Raw genomic sequence first — 21,785 nt, 5'->3', positions numbered from 1 at the left:
CGCGTCTTCAGAAGAACGCGTCGACCCGGAAATAGATCGGGTGCTCGCGCCGCTCGATGGCGCTGGGCCGCTCCAGCGAGCGGGCGAAGCCGACGCTGGCGGCGAAATAGCGGCCGCGGGCATCCAGTTCGATGGCGTTGCCGCTCATGCGCCCGCTGGCGCCGTCGTTGTAGCGGTCGTGGCGGATCACGCCGACGTCGTAGGCGAAGGCCACGCCGTATTCCTGCAGCCAGGGCCGCAGCGGCGCCCATTCCACCGCGCGCCGCCAGCGCAACTGGTTGCGCCAGTAGCCGCCGCTGTCGCCGGTCAGGGTCTGGTCCTTGAAGCCGCGCACCGAGCTGTTGCCGCCGAGGCTGATGCGCTGCGGGCTGAACAGCACGTCCTCGCTCCTTTGCCCGGTGGCCAGGCTGTCGAAGCTGAAGCGCTCGCCCCATAGCTGGAACGGCTGCAGGTAGCTGAGGGTCAGGCTGTACTTGTCGTAGCGCGCATGCGGATCGCCCGCCTGCGGGTGGCCGCGACCCTGCGCGCCAAGGGCGCCGATGCCCTGCTGCCAGCCGAGGTCGAGGTTGACGAAGCCGCTGCCGATCCGCCGGCCGTGGTTGAAGCCGAGCTGGGTCTCGGTGATCCGCGTGCTCTGGTCTTCCAGGCGGGTGTCTTCGACATAGTTGTTGGTGCGCTGGTGGCTGAGCCCCAGGCTCATGGCGGTCTTGCTCACACCGTCGCGGTGCAGCACGCGTTCGGCGCGGAACTGGTGGCTGCGGCTGTCGCCATCGAGCTTGAAGGGGAAGCCGCTGGCCTCGTTGCGCGTGCGGTAGTCGCTCTGGCTGTAGCCGTAGGTGAAGGTCCACCAGCCCCAGGGCAGGCTGTAGAACAGGCTCTGGCTGTCGGAATGGCGCCAGCGGTCGGTCACCGCGTCGCGGTTGGCGCGCAGGTTGAGCTGGTCGGCCAGGCCCAGCGGGCTGTCCCAGTCCAGGCCCAGGCCCATCTGCTGCTCGCCGGTACTGACGTCGCCGTCATTGTTGCGCGTGGCGGAGACCCGCCAGGGCTTGTCGCGCTCGCCCTTGAGACGCACCCGGCTGCCGCCGACCTCGCTGCCGGGCACCAGCTCCAGTTGCGCCTGGCGCGACGGCAGGCGGCTCAACTGGTCGACCAGTTGCTCCAGTTCGCGCAGGTCGAGCAACTCGCCGGTCCTGCCCGGAAAGCTCATCGCCAGTTCGCGCGGGCTGGCCAGCGCGGAGCTGTCCAGGCCCTCCAGGCGGCCTTCGACGACGATGATGCGCAGGGTCCCGGAGGCCAGGTCCTGCTGTGGCAGGTAGGCGCGGGTGGTGACGTAGCCGCGATCCAGGTAATGGTCGGTGACGGCCTTGAGCAGCGCATTGAGCTGGCCGACGCCCAGGCAGCGCCCCTGGTAGGGCGCCAGCAGTTGGCGACGCGCGCTTTCGCCGAGGTGCCCGGCGCCCTCCAGCTCGATGCGGCGGATCTCGAAGCAGCGCTCGTCGTCGCCGGAGGCATCCGCAGCGGCGGGCGCTCCCTTGCCGGGCAGTTGCTGGAGTTCCTCCAGGCGCTTGCGCTGTTCGTCCAGCAGGCGCTGCTGGCGGTCGCGGATCAGGTCGCGGTCGCCGGGGGAGGTGAAGGGGGCGGCGCTGGCCATGAGCGGCAGGCACAGGAAGATAAAGGCCAGGCGATGGAGAGCCACGATTTCATTCCTTGAAATACAGAAAGGCGCGATGTTGGCCCAGCGGCTACAGCGGGTAAGCAGGAATATTCCGAAATCCGTCTTCCATGAGTCGGACAATCCGGAAGTAAGGCACAAGGCCATCTGGGCGTGCCGAAAAACCTAACACAGACTTTGGGATTAATCCGTTAGATGGCACGCCTTCTCGACGAACTGCAACAAGACCCATCGTTGGCAGGGTACTCATCGCGGCAAAAAGAAAGGGCCGGCTCCCATGGGAAAGCCGGCCCCGGATACTGCTCGTCGCAGGCGCTGCATCAGCCGCGCTGGTAGACGATTTCCTTGGTGCCGCCGTCGCAGGTGCCGACTACCTTCTTGTCGGTGACGCTGCCCTTGTCGACGATTTCCAGGGTGTAGGCAGGAACGCCGTTGGCCTTGATCTTCGCATCGATCTCGGCTTTCAGTTCCTCACAGGGCTTGGCGGCGAATGCGCTGCCCGCCACGGCAAACAGGCCGACTGCCAACATCAACTTCTTCATGAACACATTCCCTCGTTGCATGGATGAAGACCCGAACGGGTCAGGCTTGCCAAATGCGGCAAGGTTGAGACGAGCGCGCCGCCCATGGAGGCACGCCGCCCTCATAGCCTGTGCATGATCCGGCGAAGCGGAAAGACACGGCGGCCTTTCCAGGGCGCAGGCGATCGTGGACAGGTTTCCAGGGTGCCATCAGCTATTGGCGATACGGAACCCTACTTTCAGGGTCACCTGGTAATGGCCGACGGCGCCGTTCTCGATGTGCCCGCGGGTATCCACCACCTCGAACCATTCCAGATGCTGGATGCTCTTCGCCGCTTCGGCGAGGGCGTTGTTGATGGCGTCCTCGATGCTGGTCTTGGACGAGCCGACCAGTTCGATCTTCTTGTAGGTGTGGTGATTGGACATGAACTCTCTCCCCGGACGATGCCTGGTTCTTCGCGCCCGACGGGCGCCTCTGTTCAATGGACACTAGCCGAGCCGGAAAAGTGCAGCAAATCGCCAGCGCTCAGCCTGCCAACTGCTCCCGCAACCATTGCGCCAGGCGCCCGGCACGCGGATCGTGGAGGCGTGCCGGTACCCACAGGGCCAGGCGCGCATCGGTCTCGATGAAGCCCCAGGGCGCCGCCAGGCGGCCCGCGGCGAGATCGTCGCGGACCAGCGGCTCCGGGGCGATGGCCACGCCGAGGCCCGCCACCGCCGCTTCCAGCAGGTAGTAGAGATGCTCGAACCCCTGGCCATAGCGCAGCGCCTCCGCCGCCAGCCCCTGGCTCGCGGCCCAGGCCGGCCAGGCCTGGGGTCGCGAGGCGGTATGCAGCAGCGGCTCCTGCAACAGCCGCGCGGCGGGCGCCTGGGCCAGGCCGGTTTCCTGCGCCAGGCGCGGGCTGACCACCGGGCCCATGCGCTCGGGCGCCAGTTCGAAGACCTGCATGTCCGCCGGCCAGGGCGGCTCGGCGAACCAGAGCATGGCGTCCAGGCCGGGACGACGCGGATCGAACTCGCCCTCGCTGGTGGACAGTTGCAGGCGCAGGTCGGGGAGGGCACGGTTGAGCTGGTCCAGCCGCGGGATGAACCAGCGCGCCAGCAGGCTGCCGGGTACGCCGAGGACGAACGGGGCCTCGGCGGTCTGCCGGCGCAGCTCGGCACAGACGCCACGCAGTCGCTCGAACGCATCGCCGCAGGCGTCACGCAGGCGAACGCCGGAATCGGTGAGTTTTACGCCGCGTCCATCCTTGCCGAACAGGGCCACCCCGAGATCGTCCTCGAGCAACCGCACCTGCCGGCTCACGGCGCCATGGGTAACGTGCAGTTCCTCAGCCGCCAGGCTGATGCTGTGCAACCGGGCAGCGGCTTCGAAAGCGCGCAGGGCATTCAGGGAAGGGAGGTCGCGGCTCATGGCTATTCGTGAGTTTTCCTGACAGGTTTGAGCAATCTTATCGGTTTCTTTTACCCGGCGGGGGGGATTAGATTCTGCCCATACGTCATTTCCTGGAGCCCTCCATGACTTCCTATCGCAACGGCCCCGACGCCAAGGGCCTGTTCGGTCGCTTCGGCGGCCAGTACGTCGCCGAGACCCTGATGCCGCTGATCCTCGACCTCGCCCGCGAGTACGAGAAGGCCAAGGACGACCCGGCGTTCCAGGAGGAACTGGCCTACTTCCAGCGCGACTACGTCGGTCGGCCGAGCCCGCTGTACTTCGCCGAGCGCCTGACCGAGCACTGCGGCGGGGCGAAGATCTACCTCAAGCGCGAGGAGCTGAACCATACCGGCGCGCACAAGATCAACAACTGCATCGGCCAGATCCTCCTGGCCCGGCGCATGGGCAAGAAACGCATCATCGCCGAGACCGGCGCCGGCATGCACGGCGTGGCCACCGCCACTGTCGCCGCGCGTTTCGGCCTGCAGTGCGTGATCTACATGGGCACCACCGACATCGACCGGCAGCAGGCCAACGTCTTCCGCATGAAGCTGCTGGGCGCCGAGGTGATCCCGGTGACCGCCGGCACCGGTACCCTGAAGGACGCCATGAACGAGGCGCTGCGCGATTGGGTGACCAACGTCGACAGCACCTTCTACCTGATCGGCACGGTCGCCGGCCCGCATCCGTACCCGGCGATGGTCCGCGACTTCCAGGCGGTGATCGGCAAGGAAACCCGCGAGCAACTGGCCGAGAAGGAAGGGCGCCTGCCCGATTCGCTGGTCGCCTGCATCGGCGGCGGCTCCAACGCCATGGGCCTGTTCCACCCGTTCCTCGACGACGCCGGGGTGCAGATCGTCGGCGTGGAAGCCGCCGGCCACGGCATCGACACCGGCAAGCACGCGGCCAGCCTGAACGGCGGGGTTCCCGGCGTGCTGCACGGCAACCGCACCTTCCTGCTGCAGGACGCGGATGGCCAGATCATCGACGCACACTCCATCTCCGCCGGCCTCGACTATCCCGGCATCGGCCCGGAACACGCCTGGCTGCACGACACCGGCCGCGTCGAGTACACCTCGATCACCGACGACGAAGCCCTGGAGGCCTTCCACACCTGCTGCCGCCTCGAAGGCATCATCCCGGCACTGGAAAGCTCCCATGCCCTGGCCGAGGTCTTCAAGCGTGCGCCCAGCCTGCCCAAGGAGCACATCATGGTGGTGAACCTGTCCGGTCGCGGCGACAAGGACATGCAGACCGTCATGCACCACATGCAACAGGAGTCGAAAGCATGAGCCGCCTGCAGACCCGCTTCGCCCAGCTCAAGCAGGAAAACCGCGCCGCCCTGGTGACCTTCGTCACCGCCGGCGACCCGGACTACGCGTCTTCCCTGGAAATCCTCAAAGGCCTGCCGGCGGCCGGAGCCGACGTGATCGAACTGGGCATGCCGTTCACCGATCCGATGGCGGACGGCCCGGCCATCCAGTTGGCCAACATCCGCGCCCTGGACGGCGGCCAGACCCTGGCCAGGACGTTGCAGATGGTCCGCGAATTCCGCAGCGGCGACAGCGAGACGCCCCTGGTGCTGATGGGCTACTTCAACCCGATCCACCACTACGGCGTCGAACGCTTCATCGCCGAGGCGAAGGAGGTGGGAGTGGACGGCCTGATCGTGGTCGACCTGCCGCCGGAGCACAACGAAGACCTCTGCCACCCGGCCCAGGCCGCCGGCCTCGACTTCATCCGCCTGACCACCCCGACCACCGGCGACCAGCGCCTGCCAACGGTGCTAGAAGGCAGTTCCGGGTTCGTCTACTACGTGTCGGTGGCCGGCGTCACCGGCGCCAACGCGGCGACCCTGGAACACGTCGAGGAAGCGGTGGCGCGCCTGCGCCGGCATACCGACCTGCCGATCGGTATCGGCTTCGGCATCCGCAGCGCCGAACACGCCGCCGCGGTCGCGCGGTTGGCCGACGGCGTGGTGGTCGGCTCGGCGCTGATCGACCGGATCGCCAAGGCCCGCGACAATGCCCAGGCGGTCAAGGATGTCCTCGCCCTGTGCGGCGAGCTGGCCGAAGGCGTGCGCAACGCACGCTGACAGACCCTGACAGCGGCATTCGCCAGGCGCAGGCAACCCGCTGCGCCTGGCCTTGCGTTGCACGCTGCCAGAACCGTGAGGAAAAATTCACGGTCACTTTCAGAAACGTCTTATTGTCCGCCGACTCTGCCGAAGCCTTGAATAGCGCCTCACCCAAATAGCCAACGCATTCAAAGAAGGTTCGCATGAGTAAGGTGCTGATCGTCGATGATCATCCCGCTATCCGCCTGGCCGTGCGCTTGCTGTTCGAGCGCGACGGTTTCACCATCGTCGGCGAGGCCGACAACGGTGCCGAAGCCCTGCAGGTAGCCCGCAAGAAGTCTCCCGACCTGGCCATCCTGGACATCGGCATCCCCAAGATCGACGGTCTCGAAGTGATAGCCCGCCTGAAGTCCCTGAAGCTGGACACCAAGGTCCTGGTCCTGACCCGGCAGAATCCGGCGCAGTTCGCCCCGCGCTGCCTGCAGGCCGGCGCCATGGGCTTCGTCAGCAAAAGGGAAAACCTCTCCGAGCTGCTGCTCGCCGCCAAGGCCGTGCTGGCCGGCTACATCCACTTCCCCACCGGGGCGTTGCGCAGCATCAACCAGCAGAGCCGCGACAACGAGGCCCGCATGCTGGAAAGCCTTTCCGACCGCGAGATGACCGTGCTGCAGTACCTGGCCAACGGCAATACCAACAAGGCCATCGCCCAGCAGCTGTTCCTCAGCGAGAAAACCGTGAGCACCTACAAGTCACGCATCATGCTGAAACTCAACGCCCATTCCCTGGCCGGCCTGATCGATTTCGCCCGCCGCCACGAGCTGATCTGAGGATCCCATGCGAACGTTCGACCTGACCGCCGCCCTGGGCGACCGCGCCAACCAACCGGAGATCAGCCGCCTGCTCGTCGCGCAGCTGATGACCAGCAACAACGAAGACACCCGCAAGCTGCGGCGCGCCCAGGAGCGCGAGCAGACCCAGGAACTCAACGAGCTGGCGCACCGCCTGGCGGGCATGGCCTCGCTGATCCACGCCCACGCCGTGGAACGCGCCTGCCACCAACTGGAGATCGCCTGCGGCGAAAGCTCCGTGCGCAAGCTCGCCGATGCCGTCGACGACCTGGTGACGGCACTGGGCGAGCTGCAATGCGAACTGCACGACTGGATGACGATGACCGCGCCTCAAGGCACGGCGAAGTCATAGCGTTGCGGGCCTTCGTCCAGGATCGACAGGTCCAGCGGGCGAATGGCTCCCATCCAGATGGCTCGGTCGCGATGGTCGAGCAGATCGTTGCCGGTGACCGGGTGGATGAACACCACCAGGTCCTGCCGATGGATAGCCAGCCAGGGCACCAGCTCGCCGAACACCTCGGGAGCGAACGCCAGCTGGCAGCTCCAGTCCGGATGCGGCCCTACCGGCCGCTCATGGACCCGCCCCATCTTCAGCGGAAAGCGCCGCGCCGCCTCTTCGCAAAGGGCGCGGGCTCGCTCGATGCTCTGCGCATCGAAATAGACGTGAGCATGGAAGCCCTGGATGCGGGGGGTGGAATACTCGTTCATCGTCACCTCTTCAAGCGCCGCCGGCCTGCAACTCGGCCTGTAGCCAGTCGACGAAACCGTCGACCAGCCGCTGGCGCCGCTTGCGCTCCGGCAATACCGCATAGTACCCGTATCGCGACAGGCAGCTCTCGCCAATGGGCCGGCAAAGCAGCCCCTGTTCGAGCAGGCCGTCGACCAGGTGGCGCCAGCCGATGGCCACGCCCTGGCCGGCGATGGCCGCCTGGATCAGCAAGGTGTAGTTGTCGAAGCTGAGCACCGCCGGAATCGGCTGCCGATCGATGGCCAACGCTTCGAACAACGCCGGCCAGTCGAACCAGCGGGCGTGCTGCGCCGGCTTCAGATGCAGCATCGGCAGGCGCGCCAGGTGCGCCTTGGCCAGCGGCAACTGCAATCCCTCGACCAGCCGCGGGCTACAGACCGGGAACACCTCCTCGCGAAACAGCCGGTGCGCTTCGCCGTGCTTGGAACGACCGTCGCCGAACAGGATCGCCACGTCGATATCGCCGCGCTGGCCGGCCAGGCCGCGCTCGCTGGTCACCAGGCTCACGTCCAGGTGCGGATGGGCCTGGTGGAAGCGCGGAAGGCGCGGCATCAGCCAGTAGGCAGCGAAGGCGTAGTCGGTGGCCACCTGGAGCACCTCGTGGCGCTGGCGCGCGCCCAGCGCGGCGATGCCGGCATCGATCGTCTCGAGGCCGGCGGCCACGTGGCGGAGCAGGAGCTGGCCGGCGTCGGTGAGCACGATGCCTCGATGAAGGCGCTGGAACAGAGGGGTCGCCAGCTCTTTCTCCAGGCGTTTGATCTGCTGGCTGACCGCAGGCTGGGTGGTCCCCAGTTCCTCGGCGGCAGCGGTGAAGCTGAGCTGGCGGGCGGCGGACTCGAATACCCGGAGCAGGTCGAGGGACAGCGGCATGAGGCGTTCTCCCATAAGCCAGGCTTATCCAACGCATCCAGCCCCATGCGGTTTACCAGGGATTTCGATGCACTGATGATCGACGCAGCACTATCGCATAACCCAATCGCATGGGATAAGCCGCCCGATGAAGACCTCGCCGAACATCCTGTTCATCATGGCCGACCAGATGGCCGCGCCGCTGCTGCCGCTTCACGATCCGCGCTCGGTGCTGCGCATGCCTCACCTCTCGAGCCTCGCCGAACGGGCCGTGGTGTTCGACTCGGCGTACTGCAACAGCCCGCTCTGCGCGCCGTCGCGCTTCACCCTGGTCAGCGGTCGCTTGCCTACCCGCATCGGCGCCTGGGACAACGCCGCCGACTTCGCCGCCGATACCCCCACCTACGCCCACTACCTGCGCAACCTCGGCTATCGCACGGCGCTGTCGGGCAAGATGCACTTCTGCGGTCCCGACCAGTTGCACGGCTACGAGGAACGCCTGACCAGCGACATCTATCCGGCGGACTATGGCTGGGCGGTGAACTGGGACGAGCCGGAGGTGCGCCCGAGCTGGTACCACAACATGTCCTCGGTTTTGCAGGCCGGTCCCTGCGTGCGCACCAACCAGCTGGACTTCGACGAGGAGGTGGTGTTCAAGGCCCGCCAGTACCTCTACGACCATGTTCGCCAGCACGCCGGCCAGCCATTCTGCCTGACCGTGTCGATGACCCATCCGCACGACCCCTACAGCATCCCGGCGAGCTACTGGAATCTCTACCGCGACGAGGACATCCCGCTGCCGCGCCAGCGCTTCGCCCAGGAGGAGCAGGACCCTCATTCGCAACGCCTGCTGAAGGTCATCGACCTGTGGGACAAGCCGTTGCCCGAGGAGCGCATCCGCGCCGCCCGGCGTGCCTACTTCGGCGCCTGCAGCTACGTCGACGCGCAGATCGGTGCGCTGCTGGCGACCCTGGAGGAATGCGGGCTGGCCGACGACACCATCGTGGTGTTCTCCGGCGACCATGGCGACATGCTCGGCGAGCGCGGCCTCTGGTACAAGATGCACTGGTTCGAGATGGCCGCGCGCGTGCCGCTGCTGGTCCATGCGCCGGCGCGCTTCGCGCCGCGCCGCATCGGCGCTTCGGTATCCACCGTGGACCTGCTGCCGACCCTGGTGGAACTGGCCGGCGGCCAGGTCGATCCACGCCTGCCGCTGGAAGGCCGCTCGCTGCTGCCGCACCTGCGCGACGGCAGCGGGCATGACGAGGTGATCGGCGAATACACCGCCGAGGGCACCCTCAGCCCGCTGATGATGATCCGCCGCGGCGACTACAAGTTCATCTACTCCGAGCAGGACCCCTGCCTGCTCTACGACCTGCGCAACGATCCGCAGGAACGCGAGAACCTCGCCGCCAGTCCGGCCCACCGCGGAACGTTCGAGGCGTTCCTCGACGAGGCCCGGCGACGCTGGGACATCCCCGCGATCACCCGCGCCGTACTCGACAGCCAGCGCCGCCGACGCCTGGTGGCCGCCGCGCTGGCGCGAGGACGGCTGGCCAGCTGGGACCACCAGCCGTGGGTCGATGCCAGCCAGCAGTACATGCGCAACCATATCGACCTGGACGATCTCGAGCGCCGCGCGCGCTTCCCGCAACCCTGAGCACGAGGGCACCTCCATGAACCGGCTTCCCACCTGCCTGCTGGCCGCAACCCTGTTCCTGGGCAGCGCCTCGCTATACGCCGAAGACCCCGCCTGTGCCCGCGTCAGGCTGGCCGATCCAGGCTGGAGCGATATCGCGGTGACCAACGCCACCGCCGCGTTTCTCCTGGAAAGCCTCGGCTACCAGGTGAAGATCGATACCCTGTCGGTGCCGATCATCTATGGCGGCCTGCGCGACGGCCAGGTGGACGCCTTCCTCGGCGGCTGGATGCCCGCGCACCAGGACTATCACGACAAGTTCGTCGCCAGCGGCCAGGTCGAACGCCTCGCTCGCAACCTCGATGGCACCCGCTTCACCCTGGCGGTGCCGCGCTACGTCTGGGACGCCGGCGTACACCGCTTCGAAGACCTCGCCGCGCAAGGGCAACGCTTCAACCGCAAGCTGTACGGGATCGGCTCCGGCGCGCCGGCCAATCAGTCGATCCAGAAGATGATCGACGCCAACCAGTTCGGCCTCGGCGACTGGAAGCTGGTGGAGTCCAGCGAGCAGGCGATGCTCGCCGAACTCGGCCGGGCCGAGAAGCGCCAGCGCTGGCTGGTGTTCCTCGGCTGGACGCCGCACCCGATGAACATCCGCCATGACCTGCGCTACCTGGAAGGCGGCGAGCAGTACTTCGGCGACCGCGGCCAGGTCTACACCCTGGCACGCAAGGGCTACGCCGCGCAGTGCCCGAACCCGGCGCGGCTGCTGGCCAACCTGCGCTTCGACCTGGACATGGAGAACCGCCTGATGAGCGACGCGCTGGAAGGCACGGCGACTCCGGCCTCGGCGACCCGCGCCTGGCTCAAGGCCAACCCGCGGGTGCTCGAGGCCTGGCTGCAAGGGGTGACCAGCCGCGACGGCGGCGACGCCCTGGCCGCGGTTCGCGGCCAGCCATAGCGCCATGTGGACGCGCTTGCTGCCGTTCCTCGCCTGGCTACCGGGGCTGCACCGGGGCATGCTCGGGCGCGAGGCTTGGGTCGGCCTGAATGGCGCAATCCTGGCACTGCCGCAATCGATGGCCTATGCGCTGATCGCCGGCCTGCCAGCGGAGTACGGCCTGTACGCGGCGATGCTGCCAGTGGCGATCGCCTGCCTGTGGGGCTCGTCGCGCTACCTGGTGAGCGGTCCCACCGCGGCGATCTCGGTGCTGCTGTTCAGTTCGGTGGCCCCGCTGGCGCCGCTGGGCAGCCCGCAATACGTCCAGGCCGTGCTGCTGCTGACCTTTCTCGCCGGCGCCTTCCAGTGGCTGCTCGGCGTCCTGCGCGTCGGGTCGCTGGTCAATTTCGTCTCGCATTCGGTGATGCTCGGCTTCACCCTTGGCGCGGCGCTGCTGATCGTCCTCGGCCAACTGCCCTATCTTCTCGGCCTGGCCGCGAGCGGGGAGGGCGCAGCGCCGGGAAACGGCTGGCGGCTGCTGGCGCGGTTCGCCGAGTTCGATGGCCCATCGCTGCTGGTGGGCGGCTTCAGCTTCGCGCTCAGCCTGCTGGTCAGGCGCCTGCGACCGCGCTGGCCGGCCCTGCTGCTTGGCTTGCTGGGCGGTGCCACGCTGGTCTGGGCGCTACCCGGGACCTTCGCCTCGGTAGCCCATGTGCAGGCCTTATCGAGCGCACTGCCGGGCTGGAATCCGCTGGTCTTCGATTCCCGATCGATCCTCGACCTGCTACCTGCGGCGGTGGCCTGCGGCATGCTCGGGCTGGTCACCAGCCTATCGATCGCCCGCGCCCTGGCCGCGCGCCAGGGAGACGCGTTCGATGCCAACCTGGAGGTCCGCGCCCAGGGCCTGTCGAACCTGCTCGGGCCTTGGCTGTCGGCGAGCCTGTCGGCGGGCTCCTTCACCCGCTCCGGGCTGAATCTGGAAGCCGGTGCGCGCTCCCCGCTGGCGGGTGCGTTTTCGGCGCTCTGGGTGGCACTGCTGGCCGTGCTCGGTGCGCGCCTGATCGAGCATGTACCGTTGCCGGCGATGGCCGCAGGCATCCTGCTGATCGCCTGGGGCCTGATCGACCGCCCGGCGCTCCGCGCGCTCTACCGCAGCGGCCGCGCCGAATGCCTGGTGGCCGGCCTAACCGCCCTGGCCACGCTGCTGTTGCCGCTGCAGAACGCCATCTACGCGGGAGTGCTGGCGTCGCTGGTCTTCTACCTGCGGCGCACCTCGACACCACGCGTACTGCGCCAGCGCAACGACGAGGAAGAAGTGCTGCGCATCGAAGGCTCGATCTTCTTCGGCGCCTGCGACTACCTGCAACGCCTCATGCGCCAATGCGACAGGCCACGGCTGGTGCTGGACGCCCGCCAGGTGAACTTCATCGACTTCGCCGGCGCAGTGCTGTTGCAGCAGGAAGCCCGCCGCCTGCACGCCGAGGGCCGCCGCCTGGTATTGCGCCACGCCCGCCCGCAGGTCCGCGAAGCGCTGGGCCGGCAGGCCGACGAAGGCTGCCGCCTGCACTACGAAGGCTGACGCTCAGGGCGCCGCCGGCGATGTCGGTGCGCTGTCGCCGGGCAGCAGTTGCGGCGATTCCCGCTGCAGCTTGTCGCGCATCATCTCCAACTGTCCAAGGGCGGCGCGAGCCTCGTCGATTTCCTCGGCGCTGCGCTCGCCACCCTGTTCGGCCGCCTCGATCCGCGCGCGGATTTCCGGTATCTGCTGTACGCCGCTGGTGTAGGCCTGTACCAGTTCGCGGGTCTGTCGTTCCTCGAAGGCCTGGTACTGCTTCGGATCGGCCAGCTCCTGCGCCGTCGCGCCCTGGCGTGGTTGCAGGCCGCCGAGCGGCGGGCTGCGCGGGTCGCCCTCGTCGCGCAGCATCTGCATGAACTGGATCGCCTGCTCGCGATCCAGTTCCGCCACCGGCGGCTCCGCCTCGTACGCCGGTGCTGCCGCTTGCGATCGCACCGGCGCCGGCGGCGGCGGACGGTCGTCGACCGCGGGCAGTGCCGCAAGCGTCCTGGCTGGCGACGGAGAAGACGAGGAAGCGGCCATATCGGCAGGCGCCAGCAACACGCCGGCGCAGGCCAGGGCGATCGCCAGCCCGCTGCAGCCGAGGGCAACGCCGAGCCAGCGCTTCACAGGCCTTCCACCCTGGCGCCGGCCAGCAGGTTGCGCAGGCGCGTCTCGAACTGCGCTGCCAGTTGCTCGCGCGCCACCGCCTGGTTCACCTCGAAGCGCACGCTGCGGTCGTCGAGGGGCAACTGGCGATCCTCGCGGCTACGCACCCGGACGATCTCGAACGCGCCGTCGATGCGCATCGGCTGGGAAACCGTATCGGCCTTCTGGATCAGCGCAGTCTTGCGCAGCAGGTCGAGCCGGCCGTCCTGGGGCCGTATCAGGCCTAGGTCGCCGGGCGGGTCGCGGTCCCTGTCATCGGCCAGGGAATAGCGGCGTACCGCCTCGTCGAAGGCCAGGCCGCCGCGCAACTCGGCGTAGACCTTGTCCGCGCTCGCCTGGTCGGCCAGGCGGATATGCGCCGCCTGCACCTGCGCGACGTTGCGGTAACGCTCCAGGTTGCGCCGATAGTAGGCCTCGGCGTCCTTGTCGCTGACCTTGCCGGCGAGTTCCCGCAGCGCCTCGGACTCATGGTGGAAATCACTGTAGAGGCCGATCTGGTGCAGATAGCGATGGCGCACCAGCTTGTCCCGCACCAGGGTCCTCACGCCCTGCCGCTCTGCCGGGCCGAAGCCGTCCCGGGCCAGGCGGTACCAGAGGTAGTCGCGGCGGATGCGGGTCTGGACCTGGCGCGCCAGGTAGGCGAGGTTGCCCTGTTGCAATTCGACCTGGCCCTGGACGTTGTCGCCTTCGTACAGCGATAGCAGGTCGAGGACCTGTGCCGGCTGGCCGGGAAACTGCCAGCCGATCAGCTCGACCCCGGCCGCCTCGCGGCGCTGCGTCTCGTCCAGCAGCAGGCTGTTTTCCACCAGGCCGCGGCTCCTCGGCGCCAGCACCTCGCGCAAACGCTCCGCGCTCAGGGCCCGGGGCTGGCGCAGGTATGGCCCGAGGTCCTCGCGGTAGCGCCTGCCGTATACCTGTTCGAGCAGGTTGCCGGCCTCGATCTCCACGCTGGCGTCGAGATCGGCGCGGCTCTGCGCGGTGAGCTGGTCTTCCACCGCGCGTGCCAGCAGGCGGTTTTCCACCAGGCCACGGCGCAACTGCTGCGGGTCGGTGTTGAACTTGACCCGCGACAAGGCCTGCTCGAGCAGGTCGACGCTTTTCCCCGGCAGCACCTCGCCGTCGATCCGCAGATCCTGCGGCGCCTTGGCGGGGACGCCATGGGCGCTCCACGCCAGCAGCCCGAAGGCGACCCCGCACAGTGCGCGACGCCAGCCCCGGGCGCGGTCAGAGAGCAGTCTGTGCATCGAAGCTGTTGGCGCCCTTGGTCAGTACGGTGACGGTCAGGGCGATGGACTCGGGAATCAGCTCCTTCGCCACCCGCAGGCGCGTCTCGTAGCTGGTGTCGTAGAGCGGCTCGGGACGCTCGTAGGCGACCTGGCCGGTCTGGGTGAGCAGGTCGCGGATGCTCTTGCTCGGATCGTAGCGCCCCACCAGGTTGGCCACCGCCGCCGGGTCGTTGAGCTTCTCGCTGGCGTAGTGGTCGTCGACCCAGCCTTCCCAGCTGGAATGGCCGTTGGCCGAGGTGATCCACACATGGTGCGGCTGGGCCACGTCGCCGGTGGCATGCAGGGCATAGCCGATGGTCTGCAGCGAAGGCGCGGCGCGGAACTGCTCGAACCAGTAGGTGGCGAGGTTATCGATCGGCTGGAAGGCGGCGGTCTGGAAGTCGCCGTAGTGCTCCTGCCAGTCCGAGCGGGTGCCCTGGCGGTAGTGCGCCTCGGTGGTGTCGAAGTCCTCGCGCTTCAGCTCGCGGTTGTAGAGGTAGACCATGGCGTACCAGTCGACGTCGGCGATGCCGCCGTCGACCTTGTGGTAGCGGTAGTCGTAGCCGCCGTGGGGGTTGCCATGGGAGTCGCCGTCCCGGGCCAGGTTGAGGAAGTGCCAGTACGAGGTGTAGTTGACGATGCCCGAAGCCGCGCCCCACAGCGGCGCGTGTTCGTAGCCGACCCACCAGCCACCGAGACGGGTGTCCTTGAAGTCGTCCACGTCGAAGGCCGCCTGGCCGAGGATCTCCCCGGCCTGCGCCTCGCTGCCGGCGGCGCTCACGTAGAACCGGTAGGCCTGGCGCATCTCCTCGGTGGCGTAGGAGGAGTTCATGAAGGCCAGGGCATCCTTGACGATGTTCTTGTGGGTCGGTTGCGACCAGGCGTTGGCCTGGCTGGCGATGGCGCAGATGCAGAGACCGGCGGCCAGGCGGGCGAAGGTTTTCATCGGCAGCGCTCGAGAGTGAGTGAAGCCTGAAGTCTTAACCCGGTTTTGTGATTCCTACATGTCAGATGGAAGCCAATTTGAGACGTACGTCTCAAATGCCGCCTGACAACTCAGACAGTTGCCAACTGTCGGCGCAGCGTCTCCAACACTGGCGCCGAGGCAGGACGCACGCCGCGCCAGAGGAAGAATGCCTCGGCGGCCTGCTCCACCAGCATGCCCAGGCCATCCAGGGTACGCGCCGCACCGCGTTCGGCGGCCCAGCGGTTGAAGGCAGTCGGTTCCTTGGCATACATCATGTCGTAGCAGACGGTACGGCCGGGCTCGATCACGCTCTGCGCCAGCGGCGGCACGTCGCCGGCAAGACTGGCCGAGGTGCCGTTGACGATCAGGTCGAAAGGCCCTTCGACCTCGGCGAAACCGCAGCCGTGCACCGCGCCGAGGTCGGCGAACCGCTCGGCCAGGTCCACGGCCTTCCGCGCCGTGCGGTTGGCGATCAGCAACTCCGCCGGGCACTCGCCGAGGAAGGGTTCGAGCACCCCACGCACCGCACCGCCGGCGCCGAGCAGGAGAACCCGCTTGCCGCGCAGCTCGACCCCGGCGTTCGCCGTCAGGTCCCGCAGCAGGCCGGCGCCGTCGGTGTTGTCGCCGCGCAGGCGACCGTCGGCGAGGCGGATCAGGGTGTTCACCGCCCCGGCCCGGGTGGCCCGCTCGCTCAACTCGTCCACCAGACGATAGGCCTCTTCCTTGAACGGCACGGTGACATTGGCGCCCTTGCCCTGCTCGAAGAAGCGCCGGGCGAACCCGGGGAAGTCGTCCAGCGGCGCCAGTTGCGCGTCATAGACCAGCGCCTCGCCGGTCTGCTCGGCGAACAGGCGGTGGATCAGCGGCGACTTGCTGTGGCCGATGGGGTTGCCGAATACGCAATAGCGGTCCATGGGTCGTTCCTTTGCCGGAGTGGGACGGGACGAGCGGACTCGTCCCCTGCGGGCGGGTCAGGGCTGGCCGGCGAGCCAATCGCGGTCGGCGAGGAAATACTCGGTCAGGCGCGCTTCCTCGCTGCCCGGCTCGGGTTTCCAGTCATAGCCCCAGCGCACCTGCGGCGGCAACGACATCAGGATCGATTCGGTACGGCCGCCGGACTGCAGGCCGAACAGGGTGCCACGATCGAAGACCAGGTTGAACTCCACATAGCGACCGCGACGATAGGCCTGGAACTCTCGCTGCCGTTCATCGAACGGCGTGTGCTTGCGGCGCTGGACGATCGGCAGGTAGGCGTCGATATAGGCATCGCCGATGGCGCGGATGAAGGCGAAGCAGGTGTCGAAGTCCCACTGGTTGAGGTCGTCGAAGAACAGGCCGCCGATGCCGCGCGGCTCGTTGCGGTGCTTGAGGTGGAAGTAGCGGTCGCACCATTCCTTGTAGCGCGGGTAGACGTCCGCGCCGAACGGCGCGCAGGCGTCGCGAGCGACCCGGTGCCAATGCACGCAGTCTTCCTCGTGGGCGTAGTAGGGGGTCAGATCGAAGCCGCCGCCGAACCACCAGACCGGCTCCTCGCCTTCCTTCTCGGCGCAGAAGAAACGCACGTTGGCATGGGACGTCGGCACGTGGGGGTTTTCCGGATGGATCACCAGCGACACGCCGAGCGCCTGGAAACCGCGCCCGGCCAGTTCCGGCCGATGGGCGCTGGCCGAGGGCGGCAGGCTATCGCCGAAGACGTGGGAAAAATTCACCCCGCCCTTCTCGATCAATGCGCCGTCGCCGATTACCCGCGTCCGTCCGCCGCCACCGGCCGGACGCTCCCAGGCGTCCTCGGCGAAGCGGGCCTTGCCGTCCTCCGCCTCGAGGGCGGCGCAGATGCGGTCTTGCAGGTCGAGCAGGTAGGTTTTGACAGCGGCGATACGGTCGGTCACGGAGTTCACCTTGGAGCGGGGAGGCCGCGCGGGGCGCGGGCTGGCGACGAAACGAGGGCGCAAGCATACCACCCTGGATGGGTAGCCGGCGCTTGACGGCCGTCAAGGGGAAGGCTTGGATGAAGGCCTTTACCCAGGGTCGCCCACCCGGCGCGACCGTCCGAAACCCTGACGAAGCAGGAGTTCCAGCATGGCCAAGCGCATCCAGTTCGCTGCCTACGGCGGCCCCGAAGTCCTCGAATACCGCGACTACCAACCCGCCGAGCCGGGCCCCCGGGAAGTCCGCGTGCGCAATCGCGCCATTGGCCTGAACTTCATCGACACCTACTACCGCAGCGGCCTCTATCCGGCCCCCGGCTTACCCTCGGGACTGGGTAGCGAAGGTGCCGGCGAGGTCGAGGCGGTGGGCAGCGAAGTGACCCGTTTCAAGGTCGGCGACCGCGTCGCCTACGCCACCGGCCCGCTGGGCGCCTACAGCGAACTGCATGTGCTGGCGGAGGAGAAGCTGGTCCACCTGCCCGACGGCATCGACTTCGAACAGGCCGCCGCGGTGATGCTCAAGGGGCTCACCACCCAATACCTGCTGCGCCAGACCTACGAACTGCGGGGCGGCGAAACCATTCTCTTCCATGCCGCCGCGGGCGGCGTGGGCCTGTTCGCCTGCCAATGGGCCAAGGCCCTTGGAGTGCAGCTGATCGGCACCGTCAGCTCGCCGGAAAAGGCGCGCCTGGCCAGGCAGCACGGTGCCTGGGAGACCATCGACTATAGCCATGAGAACGTGGCGCGGCGGGTGCTCGAACTGACCGACGGGAAGAAGTGCCCGGTGGTCTACGACTCGGTGGGCAAGGATACCTGGGAAACCTCGCTGGACTGCGTGGCGCCGCGCGGCTTGCTGGTCAGCTTCGGCAACGCCTCGGGGCCGGTGACCGGGGTCAACCTGGGCATCCTCTCGCAGAAGGGTTCGCTGTACGTGACCCGGCCGACCCTGGGCAGCTACGCCGATACCCCGGAAAAACTCCAGGCGATGGCCGACGAGCTGTTCGGCCTGATCGAGCGCGGCGACATCCGCATCGAGATCAACCAGCGCTTCGCCCTGGCCGAAGCAGCCAGGGCGCATACCGAACTGGCCGCACGGCGAACCACCGGCTCGACCGTACTGTTGCCCTGAAGCGCGTACTCAGGCCGGGCGGATGACCTGTCCGGTCACCAGGTCGCGGATCAGGCTGGGGTTGCGGCGCCCGCCAAGGGCGCCGCCGAGGATAGCGTCCAGCTCGTCGTGGAAGTATTGCTCCACCCGCAGCCGCGTGCGCGCCGCCGGGCGCCCGGCCGGATTGGCCGAGGTGGAGATCAGCGGACCGGTGAGATGGCACAGTTCCTGTACCAGGGGATGGTCGGTGACCCGCACGGCGACGCTGTCGTGGACGCCGGTGACCCACTCCGGCAGGCGCTCCTGGTGCGGCACCAGCCAGGTGTTCGGCCCCGGCCAGGTACCGGCCAGGCGGTCCAGCCAGACGTCCGGCAGGTCTTCGAGAAGGAAGTCGAGCTGGTGGATGTTCGCCGCCACCACGATCAGGCCCTTTTCCACCGGCCGCGCCTTCAGCGCCAGCAGGCGATACACCGCATCCTCGTTCCACGGGTCGCAGCCGAGCCCCCATACCGCCTCGGTGGGATAGGCGATCACGCCGCCCTCGCGGACGACCCGGGCGGCGCATTGCGCACGAAAGCTGCTGATCATCGACTCACTCCAGCGGACAGGGTGCGCGAAGTGTACGGTTTCAGCCGGAGCGATGCACCCAGGTGCCGGCCTCGCAGGCGACCCGGCCGTCGAGTTCCAGTTCGCTGAGCGTCGCCAGCACATCGGGCAGCGTCATGCCGCTGGCGGCGGCCAGGCCTTCGCTGGTGTAGGGCGCGGCGCGCAGCAGCGCCAGCAAAGGGTGGGGCAGGGGCTGCGCCGGCGCTTCCGCTGGCTCCGCCTGCGCCCAGCCGCGCAGTGCTTCGAGCACGTGCCCGACGCTTTCCACCAGCAGCGCGCCATCGCGAATCAGTTGGTGGCAGCCACGTGCGCCGGGATGGTGGATGGAACCCGGAATGGCGTACACATCGCGCCCCTGTTCCGCCGCCAGCCGCGCGGTGATCAGCGAGCCGCTGGCGGGACTTGCCTCGACCACCAGCACACCCAGCGAGAGTCCGCTGATGATGCGGTTGCGCCGGGGAAAGTTTGCCGGCAGCGGCGGGCTGTCCAGCGGCAGCTCCGAAACCAGCGCGCCGCCACCCTCGACGATGCGCCGCGCCAGCGCTTCGTGGCGCCGCGGATAGAGCCTGCGCAGGCCGGTGCCGAGGACTGCCACGGTCGCGCCGCCAGCCTCCAGCGCGCCCTCGTGGGCGGCGCCATCGATGCCCAGGGCCAGCCCGCTGGTGATGGCGAAGCCGCCCTGCGCCAGGCTGCGCGCAAAGCTCCGGGCGGTGCCCAGCCCGGCGGGGCTGGCGCGGCGGCTGCCGACCATCGCCAGTTGGGGCCGTTCCAGAGTCTCCGGAGCGCCTTCGACGTACAGCAGCGGCGGGGCATCGGCGACTTCGGCGAGCAGTGCCGGGTATCCCGGGTCGTCCCACATCAGCAGGTGCCTGCGCGGACCTTCCAGCCAGCGCAGGGCTTCACCCGCCGCTTCCCGCACCGCCGGGCTGCGCCGCGCGGCGGCGGCCTCGGCAGGCACTCCCAGGGTGCGCCAGGCGCTGGCTGGCGCGGCAAGCGCGGAAGAGGCCGAACCGAAGGCCTCGATCAAGCGCAGGAAGCGCATGGGTCCCAGTTCGGGCAGGCCATGCAGGCGCAGCCGTGCTTCCAGTTCGGCTGGAGAATGGTTCTTCATCGCGACTCATCCATAGCAGGCAGGTCCATCGCTGACAGGAAGAGGGGAAGGGTCCGGCTTCCATCCTGGAAACCGTCGTATGAAATTTCCTTCTCCCAGAAACGCGAAACCCCCGCCGAGGCGGGGGTTTCGAGTCAGGGATTCTGCACCCTGTCGGTTACCGAGAGCGGCCTGCTGGCCATCAGAACCAGGGCGTAGCTCAGCTTCTTGTAGGTACGGAACACCATCAGCAGGCCGGCGCGTTCGTCGGGAATCTTCACCGACTCACCGGTAACGCGGTCGCGCACCGTCTCGCCGACCTTGTAGATCGCCAGCACGTTGCCCTCGGCCAGCCCGTCGCGCTGGCCACGGTTCAGGGTGACCACGTCGAACTGGCCGATCTGGGTCACGCCGCGCGGTACGTCGATGATTTCGCCCTTCACCTCGCGGCTCGGCTCGCCGGGCATGAAGGTGGAATTCACCGCACGCTCCTCGGTGGGGAACAGGCGGTCGCCGAGGCGCACTTCCTGGGTGGTGCGGGTCAGCGCCAGGGTCGCGACGTCGCCTTCGGTGGCCACCACCTCGCCGCCGCCGATGTCGTCGGCGTTGATGCCGAGGACTTCCTTGGTCTTCGGATCGATGTAGACCTTGCCCTGGCGGAAGATGCCATAGGCCGGCTGGCCGTCGGCGAACTTGCCGCGAGCGTAGATGCGGTCGCCGGTGCCGCTGACGATCCGCTCGGCGTTGCCGGCGACGATGTACGGCGCACTGGTGAAGGTCTTCTCGTCATCGACGATGCGGTTGGCCAGCAGGAAGCTGTTGATCTTGTCCAGCGGGATGGTCGGGATGGCCTCGGCGATCGGCGTGCTGCGGATCTTCGGCGACAGCTTGATGGTCCCGCGCGATTCGCCACGGTTCAGCACCAGGCGCGGCTGGCCATCGACGTAGACCAGGCTGAGGGTGTCGCCGGGGTAGATCAGGTGGGGATTCTGGATCTGCGGGTTGGCGTGCCAGAGTTCCGGCCACTTCCATGGCTGGCGGAGGAATTTCCCCGAGATGTCCCACAGGGTATCGCCCCTGACCACCGTGTAGCGGTCCGGATGCCCTTCCCTGAGGTCGACCTGGGCCTGCGCCAGACCGCTCGCGGCAAGGAGCAGAAGGGCGACTAGTGATTTCCTCATGCAGTGAATCCCTTTATCATGTCGACATACGCGAAACGCCCGAAGCCCGCGAGAATCGCGGTCTGAAGCCGTTTTCAAGCTGCGCGCCATCTTAGCAGCGGATTTTCAATCGATTCCACAAGTGCATCACAAACGCATATGGCCATCCTGAACATTCTCGAATTCCCCGATCCGCGCCTGCGGACCATCGCCAAACCGGTGGAGGTGGTCGACGACGCGGTGCGCCAGCTGATCGACGACATGTTCGAAACCATGTACGAAGCCCCGGGCATCGGCCTCGCCGCGACCCAGGTGAACGTGCACAAGCGCATCGTGGTCATGGACCTCAGCGAAGACAAGTCCGAGCCGAGGGTATTCATCAACCCCGAGTTCGAACCGCTGACCGAGGATATGGACCAGTACCAGGAAGGCTGCCTGTCGGTACCCGGCTTCTACGAGAACGTGGACCGACCGCAGAAGGTCCGGATCAAGGCCCTCGACCGCGATGGCAACCCCTTCGAGGAAGTCGCCGAAGGCCTGCTGGCGGTATGCATCCAGCACGAATGCGACCACCTCAACGGCAAGCTGTTCGTCGACTACCTGTCCACCCTCAAGCGCGACCGCATCCGCAAGAAGCTGGAAAAGCAGCATCGACAGCAGGCGTGACCCCATCCCCCAAAGGCTTGCCCCGGCAAGCCTTTTTCTTTT

At 67.7% G+C, this 21,785-nt stretch carries 23 protein-coding genes; 9 read left to right on the top strand and 14 right to left on the bottom strand.

The window, feature by feature from the left end; genetic code table 11:
• Window positions 1–7: 7 nt before the first annotated feature.
• From tpsB2 to trpI, 4 genes are all read right to left on the bottom strand, one after another.
• A complete protein-coding gene (tpsB2, locus tag AC1RB9_RS00205) occupies window positions 8–1,696 on the bottom strand; it encodes a two-partner secretion system transporter TpsB2 (protein WP_023104719.1) in 1,689 nt (562 codons plus the stop codon).
• Between the two features lie 296 nt (window positions 1,697–1,992).
• Window positions 1,993–2,220, bottom strand: coding sequence for a DUF1161 domain-containing protein (locus AC1RB9_RS00200; protein ID WP_003097347.1), 228 nt, complete (start codon window positions 2,218–2,220; stop codon window positions 1,993–1,995).
• 183 nt (window positions 2,221–2,403) lie between these two features.
• On the bottom strand, window positions 2,404–2,619 hold the full coding sequence (locus AC1RB9_RS00195; protein WP_003097345.1) for a dodecin: 216 nt from the start codon (window positions 2,617–2,619) through the stop codon (window positions 2,404–2,406).
• Window positions 2,620–2,719: 100 nt separating this feature from the next.
• Window positions 2,720–3,607 (bottom strand): trpBA operon transcriptional activator TrpI, encoded by an 888-nt coding sequence (gene trpI, locus AC1RB9_RS00190; protein WP_003114633.1) that lies wholly within the window; start codon window positions 3,605–3,607, stop codon window positions 2,720–2,722.
• A 104-nt stretch (window positions 3,608–3,711) separates the two neighbouring features.
• On the opposite strand from trpI, the gene trpB reads away from it, so the two are divergent.
• The 4 genes from trpB to AC1RB9_RS00170 all read left to right on the top strand — a co-directional run bounded on the left by trpB (window position 3,712) and on the right by AC1RB9_RS00170 (window position 6,905).
• Entirely contained in the window at window positions 3,712–4,920 is a 1,209-nt protein-coding gene (gene trpB, locus AC1RB9_RS00185; RefSeq protein WP_003097340.1) for a tryptophan synthase subunit beta, read from the top strand.
• Window positions 4,917–5,723: a tryptophan synthase subunit alpha gene (gene trpA / locus AC1RB9_RS00180; protein WP_003097337.1), complete on the top strand. Its 807-nt coding sequence runs from the start codon at window positions 4,917–4,919 to the stop codon at window positions 5,721–5,723. The genes trpB and trpA overlap by 4 nt, the downstream gene beginning before the upstream one ends.
• 185 nt (window positions 5,724–5,908) lie before the next feature.
• On the top strand, window positions 5,909–6,532 hold the full coding sequence (locus AC1RB9_RS00175; protein WP_003111192.1) for a response regulator transcription factor: 624 nt from the start codon (window positions 5,909–5,911) through the stop codon (window positions 6,530–6,532).
• 7 nt (window positions 6,533–6,539) lie between these two features.
• A complete protein-coding gene (locus AC1RB9_RS00170) occupies window positions 6,540–6,905 on the top strand; it encodes an Hpt domain-containing protein (RefSeq protein WP_003097330.1) in 366 nt (121 codons plus the stop codon).
• Here AC1RB9_RS00170 and AC1RB9_RS00165 read toward each other — a convergent pair.
• Both AC1RB9_RS00165 and AC1RB9_RS00160 read right to left on the bottom strand, forming a co-directional pair.
• Window positions 6,884–7,261 (bottom strand): DOPA 4,5-dioxygenase family protein, encoded by a 378-nt coding sequence (locus tag AC1RB9_RS00165; RefSeq protein WP_003114635.1) that lies wholly within the window; start codon window positions 7,259–7,261, stop codon window positions 6,884–6,886. The two genes, AC1RB9_RS00170 and AC1RB9_RS00165, sit on opposite strands and share 22 nt — an antisense overlap.
• A 10-nt stretch (window positions 7,262–7,271) precedes the next feature.
• Window positions 7,272–8,186 carry a choline sulfate utilization transcriptional regulator gene (locus AC1RB9_RS00160; protein WP_004351933.1) on the bottom strand — a complete coding sequence of 305 codons (915 nt, stop codon included), beginning with the start codon at window positions 8,184–8,186 and terminating at the stop codon, window positions 7,272–7,274.
• Window positions 8,187–8,298: 112 nt separating this feature from the next.
• Between AC1RB9_RS00160 and betC the strand changes: the two genes are divergently transcribed.
• The 3 genes from betC to AC1RB9_RS00145 are packed head-to-tail and all read left to right on the top strand — an operon-like array spanning window position 8,299 to window position 12,308.
• Window positions 8,299–9,810 (top strand): choline-sulfatase, encoded by a 1,512-nt coding sequence (betC, locus tag AC1RB9_RS00155; RefSeq protein WP_003161593.1) that lies wholly within the window; start codon window positions 8,299–8,301, stop codon window positions 9,808–9,810.
• A gap of 16 nt (window positions 9,811–9,826) precedes the next feature.
• Window positions 9,827–10,750 carry a choline ABC transporter substrate-binding protein gene (locus AC1RB9_RS00150; protein WP_003097322.1) on the top strand — a complete coding sequence of 308 codons (924 nt, stop codon included), beginning with the start codon at window positions 9,827–9,829 and terminating at the stop codon, window positions 10,748–10,750.
• Window positions 10,751–10,754: 4 nt separating this feature from the next.
• Complete coding sequence (locus AC1RB9_RS00145) at window positions 10,755–12,308, top strand: SulP family inorganic anion transporter (RefSeq protein ID WP_003458427.1); 1,554 nt, start codon at window positions 10,755–10,757, stop codon at window positions 12,306–12,308.
• A 3-nt stretch (window positions 12,309–12,311) separates the two neighbouring features.
• Here the strand turns inward: AC1RB9_RS00145 and AC1RB9_RS00140 are convergent, their stop codons facing one another.
• The 5 genes from AC1RB9_RS00140 to hemF form a co-directional block, all read right to left on the bottom strand.
• The gene (locus AC1RB9_RS00140) at window positions 12,312–12,914 is read right to left on the bottom strand and encodes a hypothetical protein (RefSeq protein ID WP_003458422.1); all 603 of its coding nucleotides are present in this window, start codon (window positions 12,912–12,914) and stop codon (window positions 12,312–12,314) included.
• Window positions 12,911–14,197: a peptidylprolyl isomerase gene (locus AC1RB9_RS00135; RefSeq protein WP_003458420.1), complete on the bottom strand. Its 1,287-nt coding sequence runs from the start codon at window positions 14,195–14,197 to the stop codon at window positions 12,911–12,913. Before AC1RB9_RS00135 ends, AC1RB9_RS00140 begins: the two co-directional genes overlap by 4 nt.
• Window positions 14,178–15,164: a phospholipase C/P1 nuclease family protein gene (locus tag AC1RB9_RS00130; RefSeq protein WP_003458417.1), complete on the bottom strand. Its 987-nt coding sequence runs from the start codon at window positions 15,162–15,164 to the stop codon at window positions 14,178–14,180. Before AC1RB9_RS00130 ends, AC1RB9_RS00135 begins: the two co-directional genes overlap by 20 nt.
• A 110-nt stretch (window positions 15,165–15,274) precedes the next feature.
• A complete protein-coding gene (gene aroE / locus AC1RB9_RS00125) occupies window positions 15,275–16,099 on the bottom strand; it encodes a shikimate dehydrogenase (protein ID WP_003111201.1) in 825 nt (274 codons plus the stop codon).
• A 57-nt stretch (window positions 16,100–16,156) separates the two neighbouring features.
• Complete coding sequence (gene hemF / locus AC1RB9_RS00120) at window positions 16,157–17,074, bottom strand: oxygen-dependent coproporphyrinogen oxidase (RefSeq protein ID WP_003097311.1); 918 nt, start codon at window positions 17,072–17,074, stop codon at window positions 16,157–16,159.
• A 190-nt stretch (window positions 17,075–17,264) separates the two neighbouring features.
• Here hemF and AC1RB9_RS00115 point away from each other — a divergent pair, with 190 nt between their 5' ends.
• Entirely contained in the window at window positions 17,265–18,242 is a 978-nt protein-coding gene (locus tag AC1RB9_RS00115) for an NADPH:quinone reductase (RefSeq protein WP_003111202.1), read from the top strand.
• 9 nt (window positions 18,243–18,251) lie between these two features.
• Here AC1RB9_RS00115 and tsaC read toward each other — a convergent pair whose 3' ends face one another.
• The 3 genes from tsaC to AC1RB9_RS00100 all read right to left on the bottom strand — a co-directional run bounded on the left by tsaC (window position 18,252) and on the right by AC1RB9_RS00100 (window position 21,098).
• Window positions 18,252–18,809, bottom strand: coding sequence for an L-threonylcarbamoyladenylate synthase type 1 TsaC (tsaC, locus tag AC1RB9_RS00110; protein ID WP_003097300.1), 558 nt, complete (start codon window positions 18,807–18,809; stop codon window positions 18,252–18,254).
• 40 nt (window positions 18,810–18,849) lie between these two features.
• Window positions 18,850–19,938, bottom strand: coding sequence for a DNA-processing protein DprA (gene dprA, locus AC1RB9_RS00105; RefSeq protein WP_003458411.1), 1,089 nt, complete (start codon window positions 19,936–19,938; stop codon window positions 18,850–18,852).
• A gap of 134 nt (window positions 19,939–20,072) precedes the next feature.
• Window positions 20,073–21,098 (bottom strand): LysM peptidoglycan-binding domain-containing protein, encoded by a 1,026-nt coding sequence (locus AC1RB9_RS00100; RefSeq protein WP_003097294.1) that lies wholly within the window; start codon window positions 21,096–21,098, stop codon window positions 20,073–20,075.
• Between the two features lie 138 nt (window positions 21,099–21,236).
• On the opposite strand from AC1RB9_RS00100, the gene def reads away from it, so the two are divergent.
• Window positions 21,237–21,743 carry a peptide deformylase gene (def, locus tag AC1RB9_RS00095; RefSeq protein ID WP_003107059.1) on the top strand — a complete coding sequence of 169 codons (507 nt, stop codon included), beginning with the start codon at window positions 21,237–21,239 and terminating at the stop codon, window positions 21,741–21,743.
• The last annotated feature ends 42 nt before the right edge of the window (window positions 21,744–21,785 follow it).

The organism is Pseudomonas sp. 20-5 (genome assembly GCF_056782835.1).
This window is presented reverse-complemented; position numbering and strand designations above follow the sequence as displayed.